28 protein-coding genes are annotated in these 26,334 nt (G+C 53.3%); 18 read left to right on the top strand and 10 right to left on the bottom strand.

All coding sequences use genetic code 11. The features are described from left to right. Positions 1 to 694: 694 nt before the first annotated feature. Complete coding sequence (locus VSQ83_RS26520) at positions 695 to 2,716, top strand: site-specific DNA-methyltransferase (RefSeq protein WP_070414882.1); 2,022 nt, start codon at positions 695 to 697, stop codon at positions 2,714 to 2,716. Continuing rightward, positions 2,713 to 5,082: a DEAD/DEAH box helicase family protein gene (locus VSQ83_RS26515; RefSeq protein ID WP_203321047.1), complete on the top strand. Its 2,370-nt coding sequence runs from the start codon at positions 2,713 to 2,715 to the stop codon at positions 5,080 to 5,082. The genes VSQ83_RS26520 and VSQ83_RS26515 overlap by 4 nt, the downstream gene beginning before the upstream one ends. Positions 5,083 to 5,246: 164 nt before the next feature. On the opposite strand, the gene VSQ83_RS26510 is transcribed toward VSQ83_RS26515, so the two are convergent. From VSQ83_RS26510 to VSQ83_RS26490, 5 genes are all read right to left on the bottom strand, one after another. Next, positions 5,247 to 5,798 carry a hypothetical protein gene (locus VSQ83_RS26510; protein WP_032901689.1) on the bottom strand — a complete coding sequence of 184 codons (552 nt, stop codon included), beginning with the start codon at positions 5,796 to 5,798 and terminating at the stop codon, positions 5,247 to 5,249. Positions 5,799 to 6,317: 519 nt separating this feature from the next. Continuing rightward, a complete protein-coding gene (locus tag VSQ83_RS26505; protein WP_070414863.1) occupies positions 6,318 to 6,941 on the bottom strand; it encodes a recombinase family protein in 624 nt (207 codons plus the stop codon). A 232-nt stretch (positions 6,942 to 7,173) separates the two neighbouring features. After that, positions 7,174 to 7,515, bottom strand: coding sequence for a TrfB-related DNA-binding protein (locus tag VSQ83_RS26500; RefSeq protein ID WP_070414864.1), 342 nt, complete (start codon positions 7,513 to 7,515; stop codon positions 7,174 to 7,176). After that, positions 7,512 to 8,420 carry a ParB/RepB/Spo0J family partition protein gene (locus tag VSQ83_RS26495; protein WP_070414865.1) on the bottom strand — a complete coding sequence of 303 codons (909 nt, stop codon included), beginning with the start codon at positions 8,418 to 8,420 and terminating at the stop codon, positions 7,512 to 7,514. The genes VSQ83_RS26500 and VSQ83_RS26495 overlap by 4 nt, the downstream gene beginning before the upstream one ends. Positions 8,421 to 8,430: 10 nt before the next feature. After that, on the bottom strand, positions 8,431 to 9,198 hold the full coding sequence (locus VSQ83_RS26490) for a ParA family protein (RefSeq protein WP_070414866.1): 768 nt from the start codon (positions 9,196 to 9,198) through the stop codon (positions 8,431 to 8,433). Between the two features lie 914 nt (positions 9,199 to 10,112). On the opposite strand from VSQ83_RS26490, the gene VSQ83_RS26485 reads away from it, so the two are divergent. Genes VSQ83_RS26485 through VSQ83_RS26420 form a run of 15 tightly spaced genes read left to right on the top strand, consistent with a single transcriptional unit; the run spans position 10,113 to position 21,942 of the window. After that, a complete protein-coding gene (locus tag VSQ83_RS26485; RefSeq protein ID WP_070414867.1) occupies positions 10,113 to 10,583 on the top strand; it encodes a TrbC/VirB2 family protein in 471 nt (156 codons plus the stop codon). After that, positions 10,580 to 10,879, top strand: a complete 300-nt coding sequence (locus tag VSQ83_RS26895; RefSeq protein ID WP_081036823.1) for a VirB3 family type IV secretion system protein — start codon at positions 10,580 to 10,582, stop codon at positions 10,877 to 10,879. Before VSQ83_RS26485 ends, VSQ83_RS26895 begins: the two co-directional genes overlap by 4 nt. Next, positions 10,866 to 13,550 carry a type VI secretion protein gene (locus tag VSQ83_RS26480; protein ID WP_238933283.1) on the top strand — a complete coding sequence of 895 codons (2,685 nt, stop codon included), beginning with the start codon at positions 10,866 to 10,868 and terminating at the stop codon, positions 13,548 to 13,550. Before VSQ83_RS26895 ends, VSQ83_RS26480 begins: the two co-directional genes overlap by 14 nt. After that, positions 13,550 to 14,236, top strand: a complete 687-nt coding sequence (locus tag VSQ83_RS26475; RefSeq protein ID WP_081036824.1) for a type IV secretion system protein — start codon at positions 13,550 to 13,552, stop codon at positions 14,234 to 14,236. Before VSQ83_RS26480 ends, VSQ83_RS26475 begins: the two co-directional genes overlap by 1 nt. A gap of 29 nt (positions 14,237 to 14,265) precedes the next feature. Beyond that, positions 14,266 to 14,478 carry a hypothetical protein gene (locus VSQ83_RS26470; protein ID WP_048377561.1) on the top strand — a complete coding sequence of 71 codons (213 nt, stop codon included), beginning with the start codon at positions 14,266 to 14,268 and terminating at the stop codon, positions 14,476 to 14,478. Continuing rightward, a complete protein-coding gene (locus VSQ83_RS26465) occupies positions 14,471 to 14,860 on the top strand; it encodes a hypothetical protein (protein WP_070414868.1) in 390 nt (129 codons plus the stop codon). Before VSQ83_RS26470 ends, VSQ83_RS26465 begins: the two co-directional genes overlap by 8 nt. Next, positions 14,848 to 15,708 (top strand): type IV secretion system protein, encoded by an 861-nt coding sequence (locus VSQ83_RS26460; protein WP_070414869.1) that lies wholly within the window; start codon positions 14,848 to 14,850, stop codon positions 15,706 to 15,708. The genes VSQ83_RS26465 and VSQ83_RS26460 overlap by 13 nt, the downstream gene beginning before the upstream one ends. Continuing rightward, complete coding sequence (locus VSQ83_RS26455; protein ID WP_070414870.1) at positions 15,708 to 16,373, top strand: type IV secretion system protein; 666 nt, start codon at positions 15,708 to 15,710, stop codon at positions 16,371 to 16,373. The genes VSQ83_RS26460 and VSQ83_RS26455 overlap by 1 nt, the downstream gene beginning before the upstream one ends. Before the next feature lie 26 nt (positions 16,374 to 16,399). Next, positions 16,400 to 17,179, top strand: coding sequence for a TrbG/VirB9 family P-type conjugative transfer protein (locus VSQ83_RS26450; RefSeq protein WP_070414871.1), 780 nt, complete (start codon positions 16,400 to 16,402; stop codon positions 17,177 to 17,179). A gap of 2 nt (positions 17,180 to 17,181) precedes the next feature. Next, positions 17,182 to 18,441 (top strand): TrbI/VirB10 family protein, encoded by a 1,260-nt coding sequence (locus VSQ83_RS26445; protein ID WP_070414872.1) that lies wholly within the window; start codon positions 17,182 to 17,184, stop codon positions 18,439 to 18,441. Between the two features lie 9 nt (positions 18,442 to 18,450). Continuing rightward, complete coding sequence (gene virB11 / locus VSQ83_RS26440; protein ID WP_070414873.1) at positions 18,451 to 19,479, top strand: P-type DNA transfer ATPase VirB11; 1,029 nt, start codon at positions 18,451 to 18,453, stop codon at positions 19,477 to 19,479. Next, positions 19,463 to 20,377, top strand: coding sequence for a lytic transglycosylase domain-containing protein (locus VSQ83_RS26435; protein WP_070414874.1), 915 nt, complete (start codon positions 19,463 to 19,465; stop codon positions 20,375 to 20,377). Before virB11 ends, VSQ83_RS26435 begins: the two co-directional genes overlap by 17 nt. A 29-nt stretch (positions 20,378 to 20,406) precedes the next feature. Next, on the top strand, positions 20,407 to 20,733 hold the full coding sequence (locus VSQ83_RS26430) for a TrbM/KikA/MpfK family conjugal transfer protein (RefSeq protein WP_070414875.1): 327 nt from the start codon (positions 20,407 to 20,409) through the stop codon (positions 20,731 to 20,733). Further along, positions 20,723 to 21,298: a phospholipase D family nuclease gene (locus VSQ83_RS26425; protein WP_070414876.1), complete on the top strand. Its 576-nt coding sequence runs from the start codon at positions 20,723 to 20,725 to the stop codon at positions 21,296 to 21,298. The genes VSQ83_RS26430 and VSQ83_RS26425 overlap by 11 nt, the downstream gene beginning before the upstream one ends. 14 nt (positions 21,299 to 21,312) lie before the next feature. Then, the gene (locus VSQ83_RS26420; RefSeq protein WP_070414877.1) at positions 21,313 to 21,942 is read left to right on the top strand and encodes a KfrB domain-containing protein; all 630 of its coding nucleotides are present in this window, start codon (positions 21,313 to 21,315) and stop codon (positions 21,940 to 21,942) included. Between the two features lie 135 nt (positions 21,943 to 22,077). Here VSQ83_RS26420 and VSQ83_RS26415 read toward each other — a convergent pair whose 3' ends face one another. The 5 genes from VSQ83_RS26415 to istA all read right to left on the bottom strand — a co-directional run bounded on the left by VSQ83_RS26415 (position 22,078) and on the right by istA (position 25,810). Then, a complete protein-coding gene (locus VSQ83_RS26415) occupies positions 22,078 to 22,797 on the bottom strand; it encodes a hypothetical protein (protein ID WP_070414878.1) in 720 nt (239 codons plus the stop codon). Between the two features lie 15 nt (positions 22,798 to 22,812). Further along, entirely contained in the window at positions 22,813 to 23,028 is a 216-nt protein-coding gene (locus tag VSQ83_RS26410) for a hypothetical protein (RefSeq protein ID WP_070414879.1), read from the bottom strand. Then, positions 23,021 to 23,305, bottom strand: coding sequence for a hypothetical protein (locus VSQ83_RS26405; protein ID WP_070414880.1), 285 nt, complete (start codon positions 23,303 to 23,305; stop codon positions 23,021 to 23,023). Before VSQ83_RS26405 ends, VSQ83_RS26410 begins: the two co-directional genes overlap by 8 nt. Before the next feature lie 209 nt (positions 23,306 to 23,514). Then, entirely contained in the window at positions 23,515 to 24,318 is an 804-nt protein-coding gene (gene istB, locus VSQ83_RS26400) for an IS21-like element ISPst3 family helper ATPase IstB (protein ID WP_010454871.1), read from the bottom strand. Further along, positions 24,311 to 25,810 carry an IS21-like element ISPst3 family transposase gene (gene istA / locus VSQ83_RS26395; RefSeq protein WP_024012635.1) on the bottom strand — a complete coding sequence of 500 codons (1,500 nt, stop codon included), beginning with the start codon at positions 25,808 to 25,810 and terminating at the stop codon, positions 24,311 to 24,313. The genes istB and istA overlap by 8 nt, the downstream gene beginning before the upstream one ends. A 161-nt stretch (positions 25,811 to 25,971) precedes the next feature. Between istA and VSQ83_RS26890 the strand changes: the two genes are divergently transcribed. Then, positions 25,972 to 26,292 carry a c-type cytochrome biogenesis protein CcmI/CycH gene (locus tag VSQ83_RS26890; RefSeq protein WP_032677089.1) on the top strand — a complete coding sequence of 107 codons (321 nt, stop codon included), beginning with the start codon at positions 25,972 to 25,974 and terminating at the stop codon, positions 26,290 to 26,292. Positions 26,293 to 26,334 lie beyond the last annotated feature (42 nt).

Below are 26,334 nucleotides of genomic sequence, written 5' to 3'. Positions count from 1 at the left end.
AAGCGGGCGCAGCAAAGTCTCTCGATCTGGAACGCGCTGCCGCTGGTGGTCTGCTCGTCAGCGTCGGTCGGTCGCGGTAAGCCCGGACTATCCAGAGCCTGGCCGCGTGCAATGGGACCGTGGAATACCGCAGGCCCAGCTTCACCGGGCCGAGGATATGCCGCGAAAGCCCATTGCAGGCAAGGCTAGGCGGCGGATAGGCCATTGGGGCGATCCGCTACCAACCGATGATGATGAGCCACCTGGTGAACGTGGAAGGTCGAGCAAGCCGTCCTGCAGGACGGCGCGCAGGCCGAAGGCCGGAGGTAAGCGGAGCGCGCAGCCCGGAACGGGCGAAGGCGTGAGGATCGAAGCCCGATGGGTCAGGACCCGCCGCGCTTTTGGCCGGAGTTTGGTCCACGAAAGCCGGTGAAGCGTAGCTGAGCACGCCTAAATATATCGGCCCTTCACTCAGGCTTTTTCAAAGCCTCATTCTGTACCTGCGTCTCGATTTCCGTCGTCACGTGGGAGCTGGAACGATTACTTAGTAAATGGATCGACGTAGATTTGTGAGATCATTACCGCCTCGAAAGCTGTATGTATTTACAGTATTATTGGCTCAATGAGCCGCCGGCAAGATCCGGCTACAAACCCTTTTGGCACAGAGTAGAGGTTTTGCTAGTCAATCCCTTTCCTCCTAGAGTGAGATCACCGAATGAGCTACGAGCAAATGACTCGCAGTGACCTGATAAGATTGCTTGAGCAGCATGATCTGGCTCGCTCCGAAGCAGGCAAAGACGGCATTGTCATGTCGTACACAGGCCGAACAGCTCCTTGGCAAATCATTCGCCAAGTCAAACCAAAAATGACGAAAATCAACCAACGGCTTTCCACTGGTGCCGTGCACGAGCAAGCAGAAAATATCATCATGGAGGGCGAAAACCTCTCTGCGATGGTTACGCTGTATAAATACAGGGGACAGGTAGACTTGGTCCTCACTGATCCTCCATACAACACAGGTGAGGATTTCAGGTACAACGATAAATGGGATCAAGATCCAAATGATCCGGATCTCGGCGATCTAGTCCCTAAAGAAGATGGTTCTCGCCACTCCAAATGGCTACGCTTCATGACTCCACGTCTGTGGATGATGAGAGAAATGCTAAAGCCCGGCGGGGTGATTGCAATCTGTATTGACCACCGTGAGCTTTATCGCCTCGGGATGCTAATGGACGAGATTTTCCGGGAAGAAAATCGCATTGGGATCATAAACTGGCAAAAAGCTTATTCACCTAAGAGTGATACAGGTGGGAAAAAGGGTGGGCTGTCTACAGCTACCGAATATGTCCTTGTCTACGCTAAAGATATTGATAAGGCAAAGACAACCCTGTTAGACCGTACGGAAGAAATGGATGCTCGATACCAATCGACGGTTGATGATGATCCGCACGAATGGAAGTCCGGTGATTGCTCAGGTCCTAATGCTGCTACCCACCGTAAAATGGTCTACGCCATTCAAAGCCCATTTACGGGGAAACTTCACTATCCCCCGGAGGGTCGTTGCTGGGCTAATGAAAAGCCAACTATGAAAGCTTGGCTAGAAGGTTGGGGACACGAGTACCAAGAAAAGTGGATTGATGACGGTAACGAATACACCGACAAAAATTCCAAGACGTGGAAAGTCAAAGCCTTGGTTTTAAAAGGTACCAGTTTCGTTCGTGGAGAGCAGGTCGCTGGCCAAAAAATATTGAAAGATGCTCGTACATTAGCTCTTAAAAAAATGAAAGATGGCACTTGGCCTTCACTGTTTTTTGGGTTGACTGGTGAAACCGGGCCTCAACAAAAGCGTTATCTTAAAGATGTTAAAAAGGGTAAGGTCGCTATGACCTATTGGGCAAACGAAGATTACACTGTTCCTTTAAATATTGATTCCCAGTCTTGGGATCATGAGGAATCAGGTCATAGCCAAACAGGTATTAATGAACTTAACGCCGTTGTAGGCAAAGGTCACGATTTTAAGACAGTAAAGCCTATACGTTTAATGTCAAAAATTATTCAAATATGGTGCAAACCTGATGGAATAGTTTTAGATCCTTTCGCAGGGTCTGGCACAACTGGACATGCAGTATTAGATGTAAACCATAAAGCAGGCACGAATCGGCGTTTTATACTCATAGAACAAGGTAATGATGTAAAAGGCGATTTGTACGCTAAAACACTTACAGCTGATCGCATACGCCGTGTCATTACTGGTGATTGGAAAGCTGGGAAATGCGCTCCGTTAGGCGGCGGGTTCCAGTTCCAGGAGTTAAAGAGGCAGCAAGTGGACGCCGCTGCAGTCAGCGCTTTGCAGCGAGAGGAGATGATCGATCTTCTCTTAACTAGCCACTGGGATAAATCCGAGCGGACTAAAACATCGCTGACCCGCCTACTTCCAGGGGATAGTAGATATTTGTTCGCGGTTAATTCCAGAAACGAAGGTTTCTTCTTGATTTGGGATGGTGCAGATAAACCGTCGGTGCTCAATCGCGAAACATTTAAGAATATTATTCAAGAGGCAAAAGAGCATTCGTTAGCTGAGCGATATCACGTATATGCAGCCTTAGCTCCATACTCAGGCCGCACAGTAGAATTTTACAAAATACCAGATCGAGTCTTGGAGCATATTGGTTTCAATTCGCGTGCTGATGCTTATAACAATGATGTTGAAGTAGAAGTTGAGGTTGAGCAGGGATGAAAGAAATAAAATTTCAGAATGATGCCGCGCAACAGATAGCGCAGCGTTATGCATATTTTGCAAATCATGATGCCCGGCCAGGTACGCGAAAGACTTCTGATCCTTTCTTTCAAGCTCTTTCAGCACTTACAGGTGCTGGTAAAACCCCAATACTAGCGGAAGCTGTAACGCTCATTCGTAATGAGCTACAGGGGGAACCAATAGTTCTTTGGATGTCCAAGGCCAAGTCAGTGGTTGGACAGACGTATAATAATTTTAATGGCGGTAAGTACGCGCCGTTGATAGAAGGTTTTCAAGTCTGCTTGATTAAAGACCTTACACCGTCCTTGATACAAGACAGTGGCTCGCCTCTACTCATCTTAACCACGACTGGGCTTTTTAATAATAAAGACCAAGCGGAGGGTGATCTGAAGGTTTACAGGCCCGGTGAGGACAAGCTTGGAAGCCTCTCGATGTGGCAAAGGCTTATTCAGCGGAATGACGGTTCCGTCCGTAGACCTTTGATCATCGTATATGATGAGGCTCATAACCTTTCAGAGCAACAGACCGATATTCTCCGTGAGTTAGAGCCGGAGGCGTGGCTGCTTGCCAGCGCCACAGTTAAGCTACCAGCAAAATTTCAAACAATGGTCATTCAGCAGATTCGAGGTTGGGTGCTGCGCTGTGAAAGCGAAGTTCCAGCATTCAAAACTCTAAATGCCCTCAAGGACGGTGTTCCTGATTCAGACGCTTTTATGACTACAGCGGTTGACAGTAAAGAGGTCGTGAACGCAGAGCTAGTCAAAAATGCTATCAACTTCGACGGATCAACTGCGCCAATGGAGCGCAGTTTGGATGAACTTATCGAACGTTGGAAGCTGATCAAGGGCGAGGTAGCAATAAGAGATCTACAAATTAAGCCGAAAGCGATTTATGTTTGTAAAACAAATATAAATGATGACGGCCAAGTTGATGATCCAACCCGTCCGTTTAATTTGCGTCAAGCACCGCCAATCAAAATATGGCGGTACTTGGTTGAGGATAAAGGGATAGATCCGTCAACAGTTGCAATTTATGCAAACTTGAAATTCTCTGATGGTAGTAAACCTGACGCTGTAATTCATTACTCTCAAGGTGATGATGATTTTGATAATTTCCAAGAAGGCGATTACGAACATATAATTTTCAACCTATCACTTCAGGAAGGTTGGGATGACCCAGAGTGTTATCTAGCTTATATAGATAAGTCGATGGGCTCTTCATTGCAGGTTCAGCAGCTTATCGGTCGCGTATTACGCCAACCTCATGCCACACATTATGATAGTGAGGCATTAAATGCAGCTCACTTTTTCATACGTGTGGATAAGAAAAGTGTTTTCAACGAAGCTCTAGATCTTGTCAAGGCTAAGCTTGATCAAGAGGGTGCCCCGATTGCGATATCTTCATCGTTTGTGACCGGTAATGCTCCAGGTGCAATTGAAGTCTACCCTAAAGAAGATGTTCTTCCTGAACTCCATAATATATATGTTCAGAAAGAAGAGGCGATGGAAACAGTTAATCAACTGTTATCGGTCTTTCCAACATATTCGGAAGGTTCTGAGGATACGACTGGTAAGGCCGAGTCTGCAAGAACTTCGATAAAACTAGGGGACAAGCAAGGTAATAATGTAGGTATAGAGTGGCAGGAGGGTGGTCATACAAACCCTGTGCGTCTACGCTGGCTCCTATCTCTGGCAGTTCGCTCTTCTGCCCCTCAAGCCAATAAAATTCTTGACTCAAAACACCCTAAATTTGACGTGCGAGTTCAGGTTAGGAGTAATGCAGAGCATCAGGTGAAACTGCTTGCTGATAAAATCGCTGATGCATATTTTGATCACTCTGAACTAATTTATGAAGATCAAGACGCCTTCAAGTTCAGTCCTATCAGAGTAGTGAAAGAAGGAAGTAATCTTTTCACTAATAGCCTCTATCCACAATATGGGAAAATGAATTCCGAAGAGTTGGCATTTGCGAATGCATTAGATGAGTCGGGCATGCTGTGGCACAGAAACCCATCGACAGGTGGTTATTTCATTCCGCTGTTATCTTCAGGGGATACTGCCAATTTTTATCCCGACTTTCTTGTTTGGAGTAAGGGGCTTGTTTTTGCTTTAGATACAAAAGGTAAACATCTGTTAACAGACGCCCTCGCCAGAAAAATGTTTGATATTTATGAAGGCAAAACTATTCGGATGCACGTCAGGTTTATTGTGAAAGGTAAACAGGAAGAAATAGACGGTAAGACTACGAGTAAAGAGGGCTATACAATTTGGCGAATCAAGAGCAATCAGCCAAAGCCGTTTTACGTTGACACGATTGGTAAGGCCGTAAAAGAATGTCTTAAGTGATTTTCTATGCAGCTGACTGATCGGGGTATGGGCTTGCGAATACGCTTTGCTGCCTGCGTTGGTGGGAAAAGCCTTGGCGAAGCTGTAGAATAACGAGACGGTCTTTGCTCCTTCGCAGAAACCTAGAAACCCGCAAGCATTGCCGTGCTGCGGGTTTCGTCGTTTCAGGCTTCTGAATTGTCGGAGATCGACGGCAAGTCTGGCAGCATGCTTTCGAATGTTTCTTGAACTGGCGGGGCCAGACCATCACCAGCTGGCAACTGCAAATCACCTGGTGCCATGACCGGTGCTTTCAACAGTTTGCCGCTGCCCAGGTCACTTTGATCTTCGGACGACACAAGCACACGCGCATTGAAGCGTGCGAAGCGGATATTTTCGCGGCTATCCGCCCAAGCGATCCTGCTGTTCACCACGTAGGCCAGCGCACCGCCTCGATCACTCCCCAGCCGGATTGTCTGAATCCAAGCCTGCTCGATCAGTACCGACAACGCTCGCTTTGTCGTTGCTGTAGAGGTTTCCATCAGCTTGGCCAAAGTAGCTTGGCTGGCAATCAGGGCACCGCTCTTATCCATGTTGGCCACGAGTATGTGCAGCAGCTGTGCCGCACGTGGAGCGTGCGCGATCAGTTGCGCCCAAGCTTCATGGCCAGCACGTTCTGTCTGAACCCAAGTCCCGCGTGGTGCGGGTTGGTGTAGATTGCGGATTTCCTCAGACATTGACCCTCCTGTCAGATCATCCAAAAGTGTTGTTTGCTATCTCTCAAACTTGTCAGATAGCGAGCAAGAATGAGCCAAGGGTAGCTCACGCTGTGCTCTATGGCTAGATCAAATTTGTTCGCTATCTGACAGACTTGTCGGATAGCGCGCAAAAAATGAGCTAGGGGTAGCTCATGCTGTGAGCTAGGGGTAGCTCAAGGATGTTTGCTATCGAGCACCGATGAGCGAGGGGTAGCTCATCCACGGGGGTAGCTCATCAGGTGAGCTAGGTTAGGTCACGGTCTATGAACTAGGTTGGTTCACAGTTGATGATCGAAGGTTCGCTCATAGGCTGAGCTATCTACTGCTCTGGAGGCCCCGTAAATCAAGGGGTTAGAAGTCCTGCTTCTTATGATCTCTAACTGTCGTCCTCTGCCTTGGGGTTGATAAGTCAAAGTCGCCTGCCGGCGGCGGCCACTCGTAAGCGCCTGACAGACTACGGCTTTGCCTCCGCTAGTCAGTCACTTCCGACCGGCTCAACTAACTGAGTTGTTGAACCTGGTCACGGATTTTGAGAACGGTCGTGGTTGAACAACCAGCGTGACGGGCAGTTGCTCGAATGCCCAAATTTGCTGCAAGCAGTTCACGTACACGCTTGTGCAGATCGGCATCAATGGGTCGGCCTTTGTATGCCCCGGAGCTTTTGGCTTTAGCGATTCCCTGGGCTTGCCGCTCGCGGCGTTGTTGATAGTCCTTACGAGCAATAGCCGCCATCATTTCGATCATCATGTTATTGATTGCTCCAAGCATGCGGCTGGTGAACTCGTCGCCTTGGGTGATTCTCAATGCCAGGTGACTGGTTGGCAGATCAAGCGCGACGATGCGAAGTCCTTTTGAGTCGATAGTCGTTTTGAGCATCCGCCAATCAGGATCTTCCATGCGTGACAGCCGGTCGATGCTTTCAACCAGGAGAACGTCGCCTTTGCGCGCATCCTTGAGCAAGCGAAGAAGTTCGGGTCTGTTCGCTTCGGTGCCACTGGCATTCTCTGTGTATGTACTGGCAACAACCTGGCCATGATCCGCTGCAAACTGTTCCAACGCGCCATTGGCTCGGTTCGCGTCCTGCTCGATGGTTGAGGCTCGCAGGTAAGAACGGATGAACATAACGGGCTCTACTCCTTCGTATCATTTTGAGTGTTCATTTAATAGTGTATCAAATTGAACGTATCACTAATCGAAGTAAAGCCCTGCCCGGTTTACCTCTGACTGTCTCAATTCATGTATGCCCTAAAGAAACAGTCCCGCAGTCAATGCTCACGCTTCTGTGCTGCCATTCTCGATAGCGGTTTCAGCAGTTTTGAGATTGCTCGATAGTCGCTTTATCGATCATGCGTTCTTATCCTTTTTTGTTGTGGATTTGCTCTGCCCAATACCTCAATCGCTCGGTGTCGGCTTCTTTGACGAAACGATTGATCATTTCCTCGGGGGCGCAGATTTTCGCATAGCTCCAGCCTTCGGGAGCCTGGAGTAGATAGGCTGAGTAGATTTTGTCCCTTATGGCTAAAGCGCGCTGTTTCGTCAGTCCGTGCGCGTTGGCCACTGCTACAAGCTTTTTGCCCTCAACGAGGATTTCAAAGGCCACGTCAAGGCTGCGGTTGTGCATCTTTGAGTTACTGCGGATACGCTCGAAGTCTTCGGGCGGTATTCGTAGGTCCTGGTCAGCGAGGCGGGTAGTCATTCTGCAGGTTTCCACTGGTCGGCGATTTGTTGCCGTGCTTTCTCCAGTTCCTCAGAGAGATACACCTTTTCAGACTTCAAGGTATTTACCTGCTCGGTCAGGAGGGCAACCTGTTCTTTCAACAAATCGAGTTCTGTCGCTTTGCCTGGTGTCTTGGGCTTGGCTTTGCCCCCGCCTATCCTGAGCGCCTTGGTTGTTTTGAGTTCCGTGCGTACTTCGTTGCGGACGTTCAGGTCAGGATCAGCTTCGGCACGCTGTACCACATTGGCGGCTGCAGCGGGGTCTAGACGTTCAAGGCGCGCTAGGTCGTTTACCACTGATACGTCAGCGGTTATACCGTTCTGTACTGCTGTACGGGTAGCTCCCCCCGCTTCGATGGCATCGAGATAGGACAAGCGTTCAGCCACCCAACTGATGCTCTTTTTCCATTCGGCAGCAACTGCCTGCAGGGTGCCTAATTCTTCCTTGTCGGCTTTCAGGGACAGGGCTATTTCGATTTGCAGAAGTCCTTCGCGTTGGACATTCTCAGAACGTTGAATCCGTTTTGCCTGGGCGTCTGTGAGGTCGCGTACTACTGCTTCAAGCAAAAGGCTTTTGAGTGCGCAAGACCGCAACCGTCGCTCACCCGCGACCATTAGGTATTTGAACCCGCTTCCAGGGTTTGGGTGGGGCCGTAGGACGGCAGCTTCTGCCTGTCCGTTCTGTTCAATGTCGTCGCCCAGTTCAATCAGAGATTCTTGTGTGAAGCCTGGGTTGTCCTTGCCACGGATTTGCGGCTTGCACTCAACCTCGTCGGGGTTGACCTTGATAATGCGTTCACCTTCCAGAACTGCCGTTTTTTGCTTCTGAAAGTCAGAAAGCTTTTTGACTGCACCCCCGAATGCGTTGGGTTTCTTCGTTGTCATGACATGGCCCTCATTCAACCCAAACTTTATCGAGAACGGCCTTACAAGCCCGTTTCATTTCCCGGCCCGCTTCACGCTGACTGCCGCTGCGCGCCTTCCACCAGACCGGATTACCAGCGGCCAGCGATTTGTTGATACAAGGCCGGTAGATGATCTGCTCCGCGAACATGGCATCACCGTAGCTCTCGCGAAGTCCGGGGAGGGCGTCTATTTCCTCGGGCGAACGGCTGTTCACCAAGTTCGGCAAATAGCCCAAAAAGCGCAGATCAGGGTTGTATCTGTCTTGCACAGTTTCGATGGTGTTCATCAATTTCGGGAGTCGAGCAAGGGTAAAGGCGCTGATATTGAACGGGGCCACCACGGCATGGGAGGCCGTCAGGGCCGCAACCATGCGACGTTGCAAGTTCGGTGGGGTGTCGATCATGCAGAGATCAAAATCGTCAGAAAATCGTTCCAGTGCAGGCCGTAGAGCGTGGATTACGTCTAGATCCATATCGTCCACGTCGAGCAGTGCTACGTCAGCTTCGATCAACCAGATGTTGGGGCCGACCTGGCGTGGCTTACGCCCTTCATGCTCGCCATTGAACAACTGGCTGGACATTAGATAAGGCGTATTATCGCCATCCTCTGCTTGGGGAAAAAACTGCGATAGGTCGCCTTCATCAAGGTCTACGACCAGGACACGCTTACCATCCTCTGCCGCGCATGCTGCCAAGTGAATCTCTAGGGTGGTCTTCCCTACGCCGCCCTTTTGATTAGCTACAGTTGTGATCTTCATCATGATCTCCGGCTTGTCCGATAGTGGACCGTGGTTCAAGTTTGCATATGGTAAACCCTTTGGTCAACCCATAAATAGGGTTTACTTTGTGTTTTTCTCGCATGCGATAAATACACGACACCGCGTCGCGTTCTCGCACGCGAGAATTCGTTTCACGGCTGCTCGACTTCGCGACCTTTGCCCCTCCCCACGTCGAACATTCGTTCAACTCAGCTCAATACCGTTCATCAGCATTTGTTCAAATAATTGAGAAAAATCCGATCCCCGCTGTCACATCCGCGTGGAAGGCTATGCCCTCTTGCCTTACCTCATACACGACATGAAGCCGCCAGGCCTCAAGGGATAGATCGTGAAACGCCTTATGTCTCAATCACTTATCGCTACCCATCAGTACGCAGGTTTATTCCTGGGGCATTCGTTCGTCCACACTCTTTGCGGAATCCAAAAAACGCAACATGAAATGTTGATTTCGTTAAATTAAAAGAATATATTGAGTAACGAAATGCATAAAACGTTAAACAAAACGCTAAAGAGGAAGAAAATGCGAGGTGGGATCTAGAAGAAAAATGTCAGGGGCTACAGTATCCCCTCTGTTTTTAGCGCTGAGCTATTCAGAGGACATGATGCAATCCCTAGATAAAAAAGACCTGGTGGTTTTCACCAACGCCCAACCGGATTACCGAGTTCATCTACAAGAGCGGTACTTGGATAATGTTCGGAAGTGGGAACTCATCATCGAAAGTCCATCAACAGGGCAAGTGTTTTCGGTTGTTACAGCGTTAGGGAAGACCAGACTTTTTAAAAATGCCGATACTGCTATCGACTTTATAAAAGAGACCTGTCCTAACAATCCGCACAAAGCAATAACCATAACGTACGGGGATTCCCCGTCATGACTATGAAGAGGCAACGGTATGCAACTCGAAATTGGAAAGTCGAATTCCCGTAAGTCAGAAACCATTAAAAAACAATCCTGGGTAACAAAGCTTCAACAAAGCAACACGGTAACAACCCTTCGCAATATCTTCACCCCTAAACACGGAATGAACCACGCGGCCCTGATGCGCAAAGACTGGACTGCCAAGGCAGAAAAGATCGTCGTCATCGGGTCGCTGTTCTCCCTGAGCCTTCTCCCTGAATTTGCCAACGCGGCGATGGACTTCAGTTCGGTCAAGAACCTGCTGAAAGACATTGTTAGCTTCCTCATCTTTGATATCGGTTACTACCTGGGCATCCTGGCCATTGTGGTGCAGGGCTTCCGGGCTAAGTCGGGCCGTGTCGAGTGGTCCACCTTCGGTTGGACTGTCGCCGGTGTGTTCCTGGTGTTCTTCGCACCGAACATCGTCGCCGAGATCAAATCTGGCGCAGCAACCTCATTGCAATGAGTGCGGTCGAGCATGCACCCGATGAGGGTGAGGTGCTCGTCTTAGCGATGGCTCGGCCATCTATGGTCGGCGCCTTCACGCTATCGAGCATCCTTATCAGCATCTTTGGGCCGCTCATAACAGCATTGGTAATTCGCTCGTTATGGCCGGTTGGGGCAATACCACTTCTGTTTGGCATTTCGTATTACATCTGCAGCAAAGACGTTTACTTGTTTGGTGTCTTGCAATCTGCATTTCGTTTACGGGCCTCTCGGAATAGGAAATTGTGGGGGTATCGGAGTTATGCGCCTCGTTGATAAAGCGTTTAGGAAATTGACGCGCAATCTCGACTTGTCGCTAGGCGTTCAACAGCCAGCAGGATCCGAAGAGGATCTGCTGGAGTTGGAAGTCAGCGCAATGGTGCCGTATGACTATCACTACGATGATCAGACGGTAATGACCAAGGAAAGCGCGTTAGTCCAAGTTATAAAAATTGATGGCTTGCTCTTTGATTCGCTGACCGAAGAACAGGTTAAACAGTTTGAAGTTCGCCGTAACACGCTGCTGCGTACCGTCGCATCCAGTAACTTGGGCCTGTACGTGCATACCATCCGCCGTAAGGTCTTTGATTTCCCAGAAGGCGAGGGCGGCACCTGGTTCTCCAAACAACTCAACGCTGCTTGGCGTGGCCGCTATCAACACAAAGGGTTCTACGTCAACGAGATCTATATCTCGCTGGTACGCAACCGTTTCCGGTCTGGTGTACCAGGGCTGATGGATCGAGGCATTGCGCTGATTACAGGGACGAGCCCGACTAAGCAGGATGCTGAATCCTATGACGACATGGCTGACGATCTGTACAAGGCTGCGAATCTGCTGCTGGGTGGACTGTCCGAGTACGGTGCGACTCGCCTGAAAGTGCAGCGGCACCCTAAAACCGATTCAAAGATGATCGACCGTGACCGGGCTTATGACGCGGTGCGTCGTTTCCGTTGGAGCTGGGCGGATTTCAAAGAGCACAACGGCGATCACCAGCAATACCCTTCAGAGGTCGTGTATGACTTCCTGGGAGAGGAATTCTCTGAACTCAGTACGTTCTTCAACTACTTGATCAACCTTGAGGATCGCAAGATCCCTCTGAGCGATCAGAAGCTCTGCGAAACGTTGACATACGCTCGTCTTAATTTTCGTGTGTTGGCAACCATGTGCGAAGTACGTGGCAGCACCAGTTCGCGTATCGGCGCGATGTTGAGCATGGCTGAATGGCCGCGCAGAACTCCATCGCGGATGATGAACAAGTTCCTGCAGCAGCCGGTGGAATACATCACCACGCAATCGTTCTTCTTCTCTAACCGAATCGAAGCTGAATCGGCGATGACGCAAGAACAACGGCGTCTGACTGTCTCGGACACCCACGGCATCGCCGACGATGACAGCAAGGAACTGACTGAGGGTATTCGGGCGTTGCGCCGTGGTGATGCTGTCAACGGTCTGCACCACCTGACCATCTTTGTGCATGTGCCGTCGCTGCCTATGGACTCGGAAGCGAATCGTAAGCAGAACGCTAGCGAACTCGATAAGGCCGTGGGCCTGGTGGAAAACTGCTTTGTTGACCTGAACGTCAAATCGGTACGCGAGTGGATGGGCCTGGAAACCTTCTACTGGTCGCAGCTGCCAGGCCAAGCACAGAATCTGATTGGTCGTCGCGGCAAGATCAAATCGACCAACTTCGCGGGGTTTGCTTCGTTGCACAACTTCGCCAAGGGGCGTCGGGATGGCAACTTGTGGGGGCCAGCCATTACTGCTTTTGAAACTGAGAGCGGGACTTCCTACAACTTCAACTTCCATCGCGAACTGGAAGGGATGGTTGCAGGACACACGGCAATTGCCGCTGATACGGGTTCGGGCAAGACCACCGTTATTTCTCTAATGGTCAGTGAGGCCGACAAAGCCGAGCCGCGAGTATTCTGGTTCGATAACCGCTACGGCGCAAAGGTGTTCATGAAAGCTATGGGAGGTGTGCATACCACGCTTTCCCCTCATAGCGGCATGAACTGGAACCCCTTCAAACTGCCCGATACAGCTGAAAATCGTGCGTTCCTGGTGGATCTGCAAGTGCTGATGCGTCAGTGCTACGCATCAACCCCTACGTCTGCTGATGACATCAAGCGTTTCAAGGCTCTGGTGGACGAAAACTACAGCCTGCCGTTCGAGGATCGCCGGTTCCGCAATATCGTGTGGACGTATGGCCAGGGCGAGCTGGCCGATGTTATGGCCATCTGGCACGGCGCCAAGGGTGTCACTGGCGCGAATGCCGGTGTCTTCGACAACGTGAATGACTCCATCGACCTGAGCACGTCGAGGCACTACTGCTTTGAAATGATGGAACTGCTCAAGGGCGGTGAGGCGCGGCCAGAACTTCCGGTCGTGTTGAGCTACCCCCTGCATCGCATCGAGCAAGCAATGGATGGCACGCCTTTCATCCTGGTACTGGAAGAAGGGCAAAACCTGGTGAAGAACGAGTATTGGAAGAAGCGAATCGACAACTTCATCATGCAGATCCGTCGCAAAAACGGCCTGATTATCTTTGTCACGCCTGATGCCAAGTATTTCCGCAGTGAAACCGACTCAATCGACAAACAGAGTGCCACCAAGATCTATCTGTCGAACGACGCGGCCACTGATGAAGATCATCAAAACCTGACCGTCGCTGAACGTAAGTGGATCCGCGAAATCGGCCAGGGCTCTCGCAAGTTCCTTATCCGTCGCGGCAAAGAGTCGATCAAGGTTGTATTCGATCTGACCTCAGAGGATCCGAAGGCCGATCTGTCCGACTTCATCCCTGTGCTGTCCTCGAACGATGTTGGTGTGGCTCTGATGGAGTCGATCATCAAGCGCCTGGGCACTGACGATCCAGAGCAATGGGTTCCGGTCTTCATGGCCGAAGCCAAAGCCAAAAACACTCACAACTTGAAGGCGGTCAAATGATGACGACTATCAAAAAGCTGAGCCTCGCTACGGCGGTGGTTATGGCTATCAGCGGCCAAGCACACGCAACGGGTGTTCCAACTGGTGACGCTGGCACCTGGGCTGCGTTGGCCCAGCAATACCTCGTGTTGAAAGATCAATTTGACACGTTGAAACAGTCCTACGAGACGCAAAGCCGAACCCTGGACAGCCTCAAAGGCTCGTACGGTCGCGGCGCTATCGGTCTGAATGACGCGATCAACTCAGCCTCGGTCGTGCCAGGTTCATGGCAGGAAGTCGTTTCCCGTCAAAGCTCGGGCGCTTATGGCAGCAAGCAGTCGTATTACGAGCAACTGATCAACACGTTGCCGCAGGAACTGTTCAACAACCCGCAGGGCCAACGGGCTCAGAATTATCAGCTCAGTTCTGACTCTGTTCGCGCTGCAATGTCTGGTGGTGACGCGCTGTACAGCGAGGTGCAAGTCCACCTGAACAACTTGGCCACGCTCTCGGCGCAAGTCGATCACACCGCCAATGCCAAGGACGCAGCAGACCTGCAAAACCGTATTGCCGCTGAAAACGGCATGTTGTCCTCGGCTCAGTCGAAGCTGTCAGCGTTGAACATGAACCTGCAAGCGAACCTGAACAACGCTGAGAACCAGGCTACATCGGACAACGAAAAATTCTTCAAGTGGAAAGATCAGTAATTCTCGCGTGCGAGAAAAGGAGTAACCGCATGAAAGCAATCGTCTTCATCTTCAAAGGCGTCACCCTCCCGATCTGGCTCCCGCTGTGGGTGGTGTTCAAGCTCTGGAAAGTGGTGCTGCTGGCCGTAGTGGTCAGTGCGGCCTCGGGCTGTGTCACCAACACCGGCAAGATTGATAAGTCGCCTTGCGCTTGCCAGTTCACCCCGTTCGTCACAGCAGACCAGGAGCGCAGCAATGCTTAAATTCAAACTGCATCACGTCCTTTCGGTAGTCGTTGCCGTGGTCGTTGTCGGTAGCGTGGTTTACATCAATACCGCTTCGTACTTCTCGACGGAACCTGCTGAACCAGGCAATCCAACAGCACCGATCAGCGTCGGGAAAAACCCTCTGTTGAGCGCATCAAAACGCGACGTTGGCAACTGGTTCCCTGGCACTTGCTTTGCTGAGATCTACATGAAGTCGTCGTCGTACGGTGGTTCGCTGGTTCAAGGCTGCATCGAACAGACTTCCAGAGAGATCAAGGCACAAACCGGTGTGCAGTTGAGTGCCAATGACTTCCGCGACCCCGAAGTGCTCTCCCACTTCAAGGGTGTGTACGGAGCATCGAACCCATGGCGCAGCTGACCCTTGAGGGCTTAATCGGTGCCACTGACGAAGTGACTACCAGCTTCGTCGCCCAGGTGTTTCCTGACTTGGCGGAACTGGTTTCCCCAGCCGTGTACCTGATTGCCGTTGCTTACTGGGCAGTGCTCGGGTTCACGATCTACAACGGCCAAGCCATCAAGTATTGGGATCTGGCGCAAAGGATGTTCCTCACTGCCATGGTGTTCCTGACGCTGAATTGGTCTACGGGAGGGCTTGTGTTCTACCAGGCATGGGGCGGTTTCACAGAATCCATTGCCGCGAAGATCATGAGCGGGGGTATCAACTCGACGTCGATGCTCGACGCCTTGTATGTGAATGTCGGGAAAGTAGCCAGCGTTCTGATGAACGTCAGTTGGCGGCAGTTTGCAATGATCATGATGGGCTACGGCTTATTCGTTATTAACTGCATTCTGTTCGTGGTCGCGATCTTGAACATGCTGATTGCTAAATTTGGTGCAGCTATCAGCATGTCGATTCTTCCGATCCTGGTCGCGTTTTTCTTCTTTCCTCAAACACGGGGTTGGGGAATGAATTGGCTAAGCAAGATGTTGAACTTCTCGCTTATCTACATTCTGTCCATCGCCATTATCCGGTTCGGTTACTCCGTCTTCGGAGACGCCATTAACGAAGTTGCGCAAACCGCGACTATCAGTGACGCAGCCCTGATGACGGCTCAACAGTACGGCACATTATTGATCGTGGAAGGAGTCTTGATTATCTGCATGTTGCAAGTTCGCGGTTGGGCCGCTGCGTTGTCCTCTGGTGCAACTGTAGGGGGTTCGTCGCTGGTGATGATGGCTGTTAGAACTTTGGGAGTGAAAATGTAATGGACAAGACATTCAAGAATGATGAGGCCGTGCGCCGCAATTCATTGCGAGAGCAGCAGAAGGTCAAACAGGAACGCAATCGCTCCCTGTTCCTCAATGGTGCTCAGGCGATTTCCATTGTTGCGTTGGCTTGTGCGGTCTATGTCCTGTCGGATCTGCACACTGTAATTCCCGTGGTAGCCACCATCGGCGCAGACGGTGAAGTCCTGAAAATGCGCGTCATTGACAAGGACAATGTTTCGGCAGAACAAGCCTTGATCGAGTCAGACCTGTACGCCTTCGTGAATGCGTGCAACACCTTTGATCCACGCAGAAGGCAGTCACTTTCTGACACCTGCCACCTGTACACAACGCCGGAGGTTGCCCGCCAGTACGAGCAGGAAATCAATCCTGATAACCCAAGAAACCCCTACGCATTGCTGGGTGAAAAGGAGTGGATTGAAGCCGAGGCGTACAGCATCAACAAAGTAGGCGACATTTATCAAGTTTCATTCACGTCAAACTTTCATCAAGCAGGGAAAGCTGATCCCGTACCAACAAACTACACAGCGAACCTGAAAATAGCGAACACACTTGTACCGCGTCAGCTCGGTGATCGCTGGGTTAACCCGCTCGGTACTGTGATTACTGTTTATCGAAAAAGTGAAGAACTGAGCCGCCGGTAATTCACTCAATTCAAGGAAACTAAACCATGAAGCAACATTGCATTTTGCCGACCGCTATCGCCCTGAGTTTGTGTTTTTTTGGTGGTTTTGCACACGCCGCTAAGTTGCCAACCCCGCTCTTGACCGATAACCGGGTTAAACAAGTTGCTTATGACCCGAACCAAGTCTACGAACTGGTGGGCACTTATAACTATCAAACATCCCTCGAATTTGAAGCGGATGAAATGGTGAAAGTTGTTGCCTTGGGCGACACCATCGCCTGGCAAACCATCCCGTTCCGCAATCGTCTGTTCCTCAAGCCGGTCGAGGAAAACGCGGACACCAACCTGACCGTGATCACCAGCAAGCGTACTTACTATTTCCAGCTGGGTAGCTCCAAGAAAAACACCGGCCAGTCGTACCTGATTCGCTTCATTTACCCAAGCAGCCGCGTGTCCTCTTTCACTGAGGTCAAGAGCAATGAGCCCCCGCCTGTGGTCAGCACCGGCACGCCAAGCTCCCCGAACATCAACTACGGCTATGCAGGTGACAAGGACGCCATTGGCTTGCAGTCGGTCATGGATGATGGCCAGTTCACCAAGTTCCTGCTCAAGAAAGGGGCTGACATGCCGCAGTTCTACCGCGTGTTGCCCGATGGCACTGAGGCCATGGTCAACAAACGCCGTGAGGGTGATTACGTGGTCATAGAGCGCCTGGACAGTATGTTTGTCCTGCGTGACGGCAACGCCCATGTCTGCGTGGAGAACCTAGCCAACCCATACAAGCACACCGTTACTCGGGGCGCTCGTGATGGCGGGGGGGCGTAAGCATGAAAAATGACGACAACAAACCCGTTCCGGAGAAAACCCGCGAGGACGAACTTCGTGAGTGGAACGAATCACAGTCGAACTCGATGCTCAAAGCGAAGCCCGGCTCAAACAAGGCTGCCGGTGTCGCTATGGCGCTCACGGCGGTTGCGCTTTGTGGGTTTGTCTACTGGTTAAAACACAGTGATGAACCTGTAGCCGGGAACAGCGTTGGTAATGACGCGATCACCGCCGCACAGCCGCGCCGAGTGCAGGATCCAACCCCCAAGCGCCAAGCGGCGCAGGTCGCTCCTGTCAGCAATGACGGCAGCACTGCACCCGCTGACACGCCGCGCACGGTGGTAGACCGTGAAAATCAAACCGGTATGAGCGAAGCCGAGAAGCGTCGCCAGGCCATTGAGCTGCAGCGTGAGCTTGAAGAACAGAAGATGCAGGCCGCACGTCAACGCTCGGCCATCATCGCCACTGCGAAAGACGAGGGCTTCACGGATGAAGCGGAGGGCCAGAAGGGTGGGTCTGGATCCTTGGGCGGGGGGAGCGATAGAAACGCTCCTGTCCCGTCAAATGCCAATAGCGCTTATGCATCCTCGACGTTCACCGATGGGGTTGCGGTATCCAAGGTGCGCAAGATGGAAAACCTGGAATACAAGGTTCTGCAGGGCGCTGTTATCGAGGCTGTGTTGCAGCCCCGCGCCCAAAGCCAGTTGCCGGGGCAGATCTGCGTAGACATTCAGCAGGACGTTTACGCGGCGGTCGGTCGCCGGGTTCTGATTCCGTGGGGCTCGACGGTTTGCGGCAGCTACAACGCCAGTCTTCGCCCTGGTCAAGAACGCTTGTTCACCATCTGGAATTGGTTGCGTACGCCGAACCTGCCGGGACGTCCAGCAATGGAGATCGCGATCAATAGCGCGGGCTCTGACCAGTTGGGCACCGCTGGCCAAGGTGGCGTAGTCGATAACCATTGGGGGCAAATCTTCGGTGTTGCTGCAGCGGTTTCGATCATCGGCGCCGGTGCCTCGAATACCGGCGTGTCGTCCGGCGATCAAGAAAACTCGGCGTCACGCTATCGCACGGAAGTACAGGAAGCCGCTTCTGAGTCGGCCCAAACGATCCTGGGTCGTTACGCCAGTATCCAACCGACTTTGACCGTGCCCCATGGCTCGCGTGTGGTGATCTACCTGCAGCGCGATTTGGATTTCACCTCGCAGTTTGAGGCCGAGATCGAGCACGCCAAAAGTGGCGGCGTCACCTTCATCCAGTGAGGAAGCGGTATGTCTGAGATTGCATCGTTCCGCGCCAAACTGAAAAACCTGGTCACGCTTCTAGACGATCCAGAAGTGACCGAAATTGCGATCAATGGCCCCGACAACGTCTGGGCCGGGTATCGCGGCAGTCGGTTCATGAGGCCGGTGCAGATCGAGGGGGTAACAACTGGATTGATTACCTCGCTCGGTGAGGTGATTGCCGCTCATACCGGGCAACAGGTTGACTCGTATACGCCGATTCTGTCGGGCCGTATTCCGATCAATCTCGCCGAGGGTGTGCCAGACAACCAGCGCGGCGATTACCGCGTGCAGGTTGTCTTGGCGCCTGCGGTCGAGCAGCACATTGGCGGCATCGTCTGTATCCGTAAGCCCGGTATCAAGCAAATCACCCTGGACGAATACCAGGACACCGGGGCTTTCGAGCATATCAACGAGCCTCGGTTGCACAGCGATTATTCCGACGATCACCTGATAGCGCTGTATCGCGCTAAGCGCTGGAAAGAGTTCTTCATCGGGATCATGAAAGCCCGCAAGAACATCATGATTTCAGCCGGAACCAACGCGGGTAAAACCACCTGGCTCAACGGGATGCTGGAGCACATTGATCCGCATGAACGTCTCGTCACCATTGAAGACACCCGCGAGATCCGCACACCCAACAAGAACGTGGTTCACCTGATCTATTCACGCGGCGGTCAAGGTCGCGCCAAGGTCACACCGTTTGACCTGCTTGAGTCGATTCTTCGACTGACCCCCGACCGGGCAATCATGGGCGAGATCCGCGGCGGCGAAGCCTTCCCGTTTTTGGAGCTGCTGAACACCGGTCATAGCGGTTCGCTTTCCTCGATTCACTCGGACTCGCCGGAAATGATGTTCGACCGCTTGGCGTCCATGGCTGCCCGTGGCGGCGCCGAAATGAACAAGTCGCAACTGATCGAATACTCGCGGCAACTGATCGATGTCGTCATTCAGTGGGAGTACGGCTTTGATGGCCGTCGCTACATCTCGGAGGTTCAATATGCAAAAGCTGCCTAAGTTCGCGGTAACGCTGTTGGCACTGGCCTGCACCCTCGGCCAGGCCTGGGCCGATGAACAAGCCCCGGTGCCGTTCTCTGAGCTGGCAGCCAAGTGCGCGCCTGCCGTGCATCCGCAGACCCTAAAGTCATTGATCGGCAATGAATCGACCTACAACCCCTACGCGATTGGGGTTGTCGATGGCCGATTGGAGCGTCAGCCCCAGTCGTTGCGTGAAGCGGTGGCCACCGCCGAACGGTTGGAGCGCGAAGGCTTCCGTTTCTCGGTCGGTATTGGCCAGCTCCTGGTGACGAACATGCGCGCTCTTGGCCTGAGCTATGCCCAGGCATTCGAACCATGCCGCAACCTGCAGGCGATTAGCGAGCTGATGGTCAAGAACTACACCAAGGCCCTGACCGCGAATCCGAACCCTCAAGAAGCCCTGCGCGACTCGCTGTCGATGTACTACAGCGGGAGCCCTGTACGTGGTTATCGCCCGGACAAAGAGGGTGATCTGTCCTATGTGCAGAAAGTCGTGGTCGGTGCCCTGAATCCTTCGAGTGCTGATCCGATTGTGCCTGCTGTGGCGGCCACTGCAGGCGATGAGGCGATACCCGTAGCGGTTGCATCACTAGGGGCACGGAAAGCGCCTGTGCGCGCTCGTACGGCTTCGGCAAAACATAGTGACCCATGGGTGATTGTGACCGACGAAAACGGCCAGGCACCGCAACCCGCTCAACAGGCTGCGATGCAACCGGCGAGCCCTGAGCAGCCAAGGATTCAAGTTGCGCTGGACACTGGCGATGCCGCGCCGGTTGAACAGTTCCAACGCTTCGCTGATCCAAAACAAGCCGTTGCGCCTGCATCCGGCCAAGGGCAAGCGCAAGTCGAGCCATCTTTCGTACAGATCATCAATTGAATTTCTCGCACGCGAGAAAAGGGGGATTTATGCAAAAACTTCCATCCGTTTTTTTGCTGGGAGCGTTATTGCTGTCAGGTACAGCCGCTGCTGATGACCCGGTCCAGCCGCCCTATGGCCATGACAGTAACCCCGACGCTTGCGGTGCTGTGCTTTGTCTACTTGGCATGACCCGCGATGGTGACTGCGACAAGTACATCCAGAAATATTTCAGTATCAAGCGTTACAAGCACGGACATTTCAGTCCTGCGCGCACGAAAGCCGCACGTGGGGAGGCTGTTGAGTCCTGCAAGGACGATGAGGGTTTGACTAAAAAGGCCAACGATATTTGGGGGCCTGTAGAACATGGTTTCTAGAGTTTTCAAGCCACTGGCGTTGACGATGGCACTGGTCGCGGGGGTCAGCCAGCAAGTGCTGGCCCTGGCTGCTGACAACGAGGGCGACGGAAGCCGTCGCATCGATGTCGGTTTCTCGCCCGAGGGCTCTGCACAGAAACTAGTCCTGCGCACCATTGACGCGGCCACCAGCTCTATCCGCGTTGCTGCGTACGTCTTCACCAGTCCAGACGTTACCCGAGCGCTGGTTGCCGCCAAGCAACGCGGTGTTGACGTGGCGGTGGTCGCCGATCACCGCAGCAACCTCGAAGAAGCGCGCTCAACCGCTGGGCGCCATGCCCTGACGCTTCTAGCCAAGGCGGGTATCCCGACCCGTACGGTCAAGTCTTACCCGATTCATCACGACAAGTTCATGGTTGTCGATGGAATGGCGGTGGAAACCGGAAGTTTCAACTTCACCGCAGCAGCCAAGAGCAACAGCGAAAACGCCCTGGTGGTTTGGAATGATCCGGCACTCGCTGAAACCTATCTGAACCATTGGCAAAGCCGCTGGGATCAAGGTCAAGCCTTCAAGGTAAAATACTGAGAGAGGGTTTACACATGGCAAAACCAGAAGTTACCTATTTGCTCAATCAAGAAGGCAAAGACCGTCAGGTCTTTACCGATGCGGCCAAAGCAGGCGAGGCTTGGCACAAGGCGGATGTGAACTCGAAGCCGATGATGCTCGTTGAGCAACCTGGCCAAAAGGTGCAGATCTATGCCAGCACCGGCAATACCGATGGGAAACTATACAAAGACCTACCGTTTGATAATCAACCAGGATCGGCAGAATTCAAACAGTCATTCAAGCAATCCATGGAGCTGGGCAACGCCACGCTTGGAAACGCGAAGTTGGCCAAGCCTGATCAGAATGCAGCGGCGTCCGGCATGAATGCGAAGCATGACATGCCCGCTATGAGGAAGGCTGAGGATGGCAAAACCTACGAAGGCAAGATCGTTTCGTTCAACTCGGGCAAGGTGGTACAAGCTGTTACCGATGGAAAGCAAACCTACTTTGTTGAGCACGACCGGGCTGCTCTGAGTGGTGCCAAGTCCGGCCTGATCGCGAAAGACAAGGACTTGTCTATTCGCTATGCCTACGCCGGGGTGGTGGTAGTCAAAGACAAGGCTCTGGAGCGCAAAGTGCCGGAGTATCAGGCCAAGGGTTTTGGAGGCGCGGGCCGTTTCTGAGTAAGCCCTAGCGACGCTCTCTGCCAGGATCCATTACGATATTCGTCGTTGCCCTGGTAGAGAGCACACTGTCATGGCATAACTGAACTGCAGCAAGCGGCCTAACGACCGCATCTGTCCGGTTCTCGCGGTCGTTTACGAAACGTCAATCTCCAGGACGTAAACCGGTATCCGCTTTTCGGGGTATCCCCATTTACCAGCCAGGTAGTCCTCGTGAATGAGGGTTTCGGATCTCAACACCAGTTCCGCACCTGCTGCGAGGAGGACTTCGCTCTCATGCCCAAGATTCGTGCCTTTTCGCTTGAACACGAAGGCCTTAGTTATTGGGTTCGTAGCTCTTAGGACGAGCAGGTCAATCCGGCCGGCATCATACGCTTTGCCCTTATGATCCGCATTTCTCAAGGCAACTTGGGGGCAGAGGGATGTGGAAAACGGTCGATCAGTGACATGGCTGTCGCAGCCGTTCCATAGCCCGCCGTGAAACAGACATTGACCTTCACTGAGCACGCCCCCCACCGCATCGATCTCTTTGGAAACTTGGTCGAAATCACACTTCGGGTAGCTCTTCTGATAGCGTGAAAGTTCGGCTGGCGTCGCCGATGGCATCGCTTTCCGCCAGGATTTGTACTCCGGGCTGTTGTCCAAAGCATCTTGGATGAAGTTGCCCAGCCCATTGTCAGCTCCTTCATCCGCCATATAGATGGCAGCTTCATGGGCGGTGGAGACGCGGGCTTTGAGCGTTTCGTTGACGTAAATAATGGGCTTGCCCGCTGCGAGCATCTCTTCGAGAGTGGCATGCCTGGTTTGCCAAGCCTCATAGGGAAGATAGAACGGATCAACCAATGGTAGAGTCATGAATCAAACGCCCTGTTAAATAACCAGTCGAGGTTCCTGCGTGCCGCCCGTTGTGATGACTTCACGCACCTGGCAGACTTTCGTCATCAGCCGATCAGCATCCTCTTGGATTTTGCCAACATAAGCCAGTATCGGGGCTAATAGAGAAAACGGAAATTTTCGTACGCTAAGCGCTTTGTCTGTCAGGCTGGCCAAAGATCGCAGCGCGTCCTCATGGATACCTTCACGCATCGTTAGGCAAACTCTGGATTTTTTCAGCGGCCACGGCCATGGCCACACATGCCATTCGATCACGCTGAATTTCAGTGATGACCCCCGCATCGCGTAAGCCCAAGGCATACCCCTCAGCACGACCGGCCACTTCCATCACCTGGTGCAGGGATCTGCCTTCGATAATCTTGAGCAGCAGGTTCCCCCACCGTGCCGTATGCCCGCTGCTTAGCCCCAAAACAGCCTCATACGCGGCGGGAGAATTCAACACATTACGGTCAGTTGGATCGCTTGACATGGATCAGATCCTTATTGTTGGCGCTGATGGAAAATTGACCCACCCTGCCGATTGAAATTTGACCCAGGGCGGATTGCTGATTTTGTTACCAGCAACTGTGGATAAGTCTACCAGCGCAGCTGCTGTTGCCCCCACTCCTTCGCTAGCCCAGTTCAGTTGTTTAAGACCTGCCACACGCAGCCATGTAGCAGGCCGTCGTCGCCATGAAATCAGAACGGCTCATCGTCCTCCGGTTCCTGGCCGCCCTTACGCTTTCGCTCCCGTGATTTGATCTTGGCCTGGGCCGCCAAGCTACTGTGTTGCAGGCGATAGGACTCGTTACCGGTTTCGACGATGTGGCAGTGGTGGGTCAGCCGATCCAGCAGGGCGGTGGTCATCTTGGCGTCGCCGAACACGCTCGACCATTCGGCGAAGCTCAGGTTGGTGGTGATCACCACGCTGGTGTGTTCGTACAGCTTGGATAGCAGGTGAAACAGCAACGCACCGCCGGCCTGGCTGAAGGGCAGATAACCCAGTTCGTCGAGGATGACCAGATCCATGCGCAGCAGAGCTTGGGCGATCCGCCCGGCTTTGCCGTCGTGCTTTTCGCGCTCCAGCAGATTGACCAGATCGACCGTGGAGTAGAAGCGCACGCGCTTGCCGTGCCGGGTGATGCCGGACACGGCCAGCGCAGTGGCCAGGTGGGTTTTACCGGTGCCAGGCCCACCGATCAGCACCACGTTCTGCGCGGTGTCGGTAAAGGCCAGACTGGCCAGTTCGCTGATCAAACGAGCGTCTGCGCTGGAGGCGCTGAAGTCGAAGCCGGCCAGGTCGCGGTGCATCGGCAGCTTGGCCATGTTCATCTGGTGGCTCACCGAGCGCATGGCGCGATCTGTGTGCTCTTGTTCCAGCAGGTGTTCGAGCAGCCACTTGGACGAGGCTGTGTTCGACTCACCCTGCGCAGTCAACTCCGCCCAGGCCGTGGCCATGCCGTGCAGGCGCAGCTCCTTGAGTTCCGCCATCAAATCACGCATGACCGATCTCCTCGGTCTGGCCACGCAGGCGGTCGTAGCGCGCCGTGTTAGCGACGGGGGCTTCCTTGAGCGACAAGTGGGTTTCGACGCTGGGTGGTGGTTCGGTCGCGGCCAGGCGCGCCACGACATTGAGGATGTGTTCGGCGCTCAGGCTGCCGCTTTCCAGTACCAGCTCAACAGCCACCAGCACCGCATCGAGCCCGGCGACCGGTACGGCAGCCAGAACTTGCGCCATGATCCGGTCACCGCCGGCATGACGCCCCAGACCGTGCTTAAGCTGACGCAGCGGCGCCGGCAGATCAGCAAAGGGCGCGCCGTTGCGCAGCGCACCGGGCTTGCGTTCGATCAGCGGGAGGTAGTGCTGCCAGTCATAGCTGACCTGGTCGCGATCCAGCAAGCGGACATGGCTGGCGATCAGCGCGTCGTCAGCCACCACCTCGATTCGCGTCGGATACAAACGGCTGCTGACCCACTTACCCGCATACTCACACGGCACCGAGTAGCGGTTGCGCCCGACGCTGACCAGGCAGGTGCTGGAGACCCGCGCAGGCCGCTCGACGTAACCGTCGAATGGCGCTGGCACAGGCATCAGTTCAGCGCGCTCCAACTCCAGCACTTCGGCCACACTCAGCCCGCTGTATTGAGGGTGCGTCAGCTCGTTCCAAAGCGCGCGGCAGCGCTGGCCCAGCCAGGCATTGAGTTCCTCGAAGGAGTGAAACTGGCAGTCCTGGGCGTCTAGCCAGATACGCCTGCGGCTGTCTTGCACGTTCTTTTCAACGATGCCCTTTTCCCAACCAGCGGCGACGTTGCAGAAGTCCGGATCGAACAGGTAATGCGCGCACATCACCGCAAAGCGCGCATTCACCGCCCGGCCTTTGCCCTTATTGACCTTGTCGACGGCGGTCTTCATGTTGTCGTAGATGCCCCGGCGCGGCACGCCGCCCAAGGAGCCGAACGAGCGTGTATGGGCGTCAAATAACATCTCATGGCCCTGGCTCGGATACGCCACAAGCCAGAACGCACGGCTGGCACACAGCTTCAGATGTGCCACCTGCATACGCCGGTAAATGCCGCCGACCAGCAAGCCTTCCTCGCTCCAGTCAAACTGAAACGCCTCGCCAAGAGCAAAGGTCAGCGGCACAAAGGCCTGCGACGCCTTGCCCTGTCCCCCTCGCCAGGCACGGATAAACGCGGTGAGCTGGCTGTAGCCACCGTCATAACCTTCGGCTTTGATTTGCGCCAACAGCGCCTTGGCACTGCGCCGCTGTTGCTTGGGCCGCAGCGAATCGGCTTTTAGCGCCTGCTCCAGCGTGGCGTGAAAAGGGCTGAGTTTGTTGAAGATCGCGCGGCGTTGGTAGACCGGCGGCTTGGCCTCAGGTGCTCTGACCCACTTGCGAATCGTGTTGCGCGCCAACCCGGTGCGCTTGGCTATCTCATGCAGCGACAGCTTGTCGCGGAAATACATCCGGCGAATTTTGCCCATCATTTCCATACTGATCACCCTGTGTTCTCCTGCTCAAAAATTGAGCAGAAGCAGTTGAACACCTGGGTCAGTTTTCAGTCGGCAGAACAGCCTCTACTGGGTCAGTTTTCGGTCAGCGGCAACAGATTAACCATGTTGCTGGCTTGCCACCAACACCGCTCAAGGTACGGGTGGACATTTCCCCGGAAATTTTCGAAAAGGTCGCTTTGGATGACAGTGTGTTCGTTTTCGTACAGACGCTATCGGGCTCCAAGGTACCTCTCGCTACCATACGACTTAAGGTCTCAAGTCTGCCGGCCGAGGTGGAGTTTTCAGGCGCTGATGCAATAGTTACCAGCAACACCTTATCGCAGACAGCCGCGATTCAAGTGACTGCTAGGGTCTCTAGGGGAGGGAAGAGTAGGTCGGGGGAATGGTTGGGCCGAAGCTCGACGACATTAAATTCGAAGAGCGCTAGGCTGAAGCTTACGATCAACCTTCCGGATATCTGATCGACTGCACCGCAAAGTGCTGTTGCCAGGTACTGTAAAATA

It is taken from the genome of Pseudomonas sp. DSV-1 (assembly GCF_035830915.1).
GTDB lineage: Bacteria > Pseudomonadota > Gammaproteobacteria > Pseudomonadales > Pseudomonadaceae > Aquipseudomonas.
Note: the sequence above shows the minus strand (reverse complement) of the source record. Positions and strands in the feature narration are given on the sequence as shown.

Bases quoted from the DNA above. Each gene is read 5' to 3' on its own strand.
- VSQ83_RS26520 (WP_070414882.1), top strand. From the start codon at position 695: ATGAGCTACGAGCAAATGACTCGCAGTGACCTGATAAGATTGCTTGAG.
- VSQ83_RS26515 (WP_203321047.1), top strand. From the start codon at position 2,713: ATGAAAGAAATAAAATTTCAGAATGATGCCGCGCAACAGATAGCGCAG.
- VSQ83_RS26510 (WP_032901689.1), bottom strand. From the start codon at position 5,798: ATGTCTGAGGAAATCCGCAATCTACACCAACCCGCACCACGCGGGACT.
- VSQ83_RS26505 (WP_070414863.1), bottom strand. From the start codon at position 6,941: ATGTTCATCCGTTCTTACCTGCGAGCCTCAACCATCGAGCAGGACGCG.
- VSQ83_RS26500 (WP_070414864.1), bottom strand. From the start codon at position 7,515: ATGACTACCCGCCTCGCTGACCAGGACCTACGAATACCGCCCGAAGAC.
- VSQ83_RS26495 (WP_070414865.1), bottom strand. From the start codon at position 8,420: ATGACAACGAAGAAACCCAACGCATTCGGGGGTGCAGTCAAAAAGCTT.
- VSQ83_RS26490 (WP_070414866.1), bottom strand. From the start codon at position 9,198: ATGAAGATCACAACTGTAGCTAATCAAAAGGGCGGCGTAGGGAAGACC.
- VSQ83_RS26485 (WP_070414867.1), top strand. From the start codon at position 10,113: ATGCAACTCGAAATTGGAAAGTCGAATTCCCGTAAGTCAGAAACCATT.
- VSQ83_RS26895 (WP_081036823.1), top strand. From the start codon at position 10,580: ATGAGTGCGGTCGAGCATGCACCCGATGAGGGTGAGGTGCTCGTCTTA.
- VSQ83_RS26480 (WP_238933283.1), top strand. From the start codon at position 10,866: ATGCGCCTCGTTGATAAAGCGTTTAGGAAATTGACGCGCAATCTCGAC.
- VSQ83_RS26475 (WP_081036824.1), top strand. From the start codon at position 13,550: ATGACGACTATCAAAAAGCTGAGCCTCGCTACGGCGGTGGTTATGGCT.
- VSQ83_RS26470 (WP_048377561.1), top strand. From the start codon at position 14,266: ATGAAAGCAATCGTCTTCATCTTCAAAGGCGTCACCCTCCCGATCTGG.
- VSQ83_RS26465 (WP_070414868.1), top strand. From the start codon at position 14,471: ATGCTTAAATTCAAACTGCATCACGTCCTTTCGGTAGTCGTTGCCGTG.
- VSQ83_RS26460 (WP_070414869.1), top strand. From the start codon at position 14,848: ATGGCGCAGCTGACCCTTGAGGGCTTAATCGGTGCCACTGACGAAGTG.
- VSQ83_RS26455 (WP_070414870.1), top strand. From the start codon at position 15,708: ATGGACAAGACATTCAAGAATGATGAGGCCGTGCGCCGCAATTCATTG.
- VSQ83_RS26450 (WP_070414871.1), top strand. From the start codon at position 16,400: ATGAAGCAACATTGCATTTTGCCGACCGCTATCGCCCTGAGTTTGTGT.
- VSQ83_RS26445 (WP_070414872.1), top strand. From the start codon at position 17,182: ATGAAAAATGACGACAACAAACCCGTTCCGGAGAAAACCCGCGAGGAC.
- virB11 (WP_070414873.1), top strand. From the start codon at position 18,451: ATGTCTGAGATTGCATCGTTCCGCGCCAAACTGAAAAACCTGGTCACG.
- VSQ83_RS26435 (WP_070414874.1), top strand. From the start codon at position 19,463: ATGCAAAAGCTGCCTAAGTTCGCGGTAACGCTGTTGGCACTGGCCTGC.
- VSQ83_RS26430 (WP_070414875.1), top strand. From the start codon at position 20,407: ATGCAAAAACTTCCATCCGTTTTTTTGCTGGGAGCGTTATTGCTGTCA.
- VSQ83_RS26425 (WP_070414876.1), top strand. From the start codon at position 20,723: ATGGTTTCTAGAGTTTTCAAGCCACTGGCGTTGACGATGGCACTGGTC.
- VSQ83_RS26420 (WP_070414877.1), top strand. From the start codon at position 21,313: ATGGCAAAACCAGAAGTTACCTATTTGCTCAATCAAGAAGGCAAAGAC.
- VSQ83_RS26415 (WP_070414878.1), bottom strand. From the start codon at position 22,797: ATGACTCTACCATTGGTTGATCCGTTCTATCTTCCCTATGAGGCTTGG.
- VSQ83_RS26410 (WP_070414879.1), bottom strand. From the start codon at position 23,028: ATGCGTGAAGGTATCCATGAGGACGCGCTGCGATCTTTGGCCAGCCTG.
- VSQ83_RS26405 (WP_070414880.1), bottom strand. From the start codon at position 23,305: ATGTCAAGCGATCCAACTGACCGTAATGTGTTGAATTCTCCCGCCGCG.
- istB (WP_010454871.1), bottom strand. From the start codon at position 24,318: ATGCGTGATTTGATGGCGGAACTCAAGGAGCTGCGCCTGCACGGCATG.
- istA (WP_024012635.1), bottom strand. From the start codon at position 25,810: ATGGAAATGATGGGCAAAATTCGCCGGATGTATTTCCGCGACAAGCTG.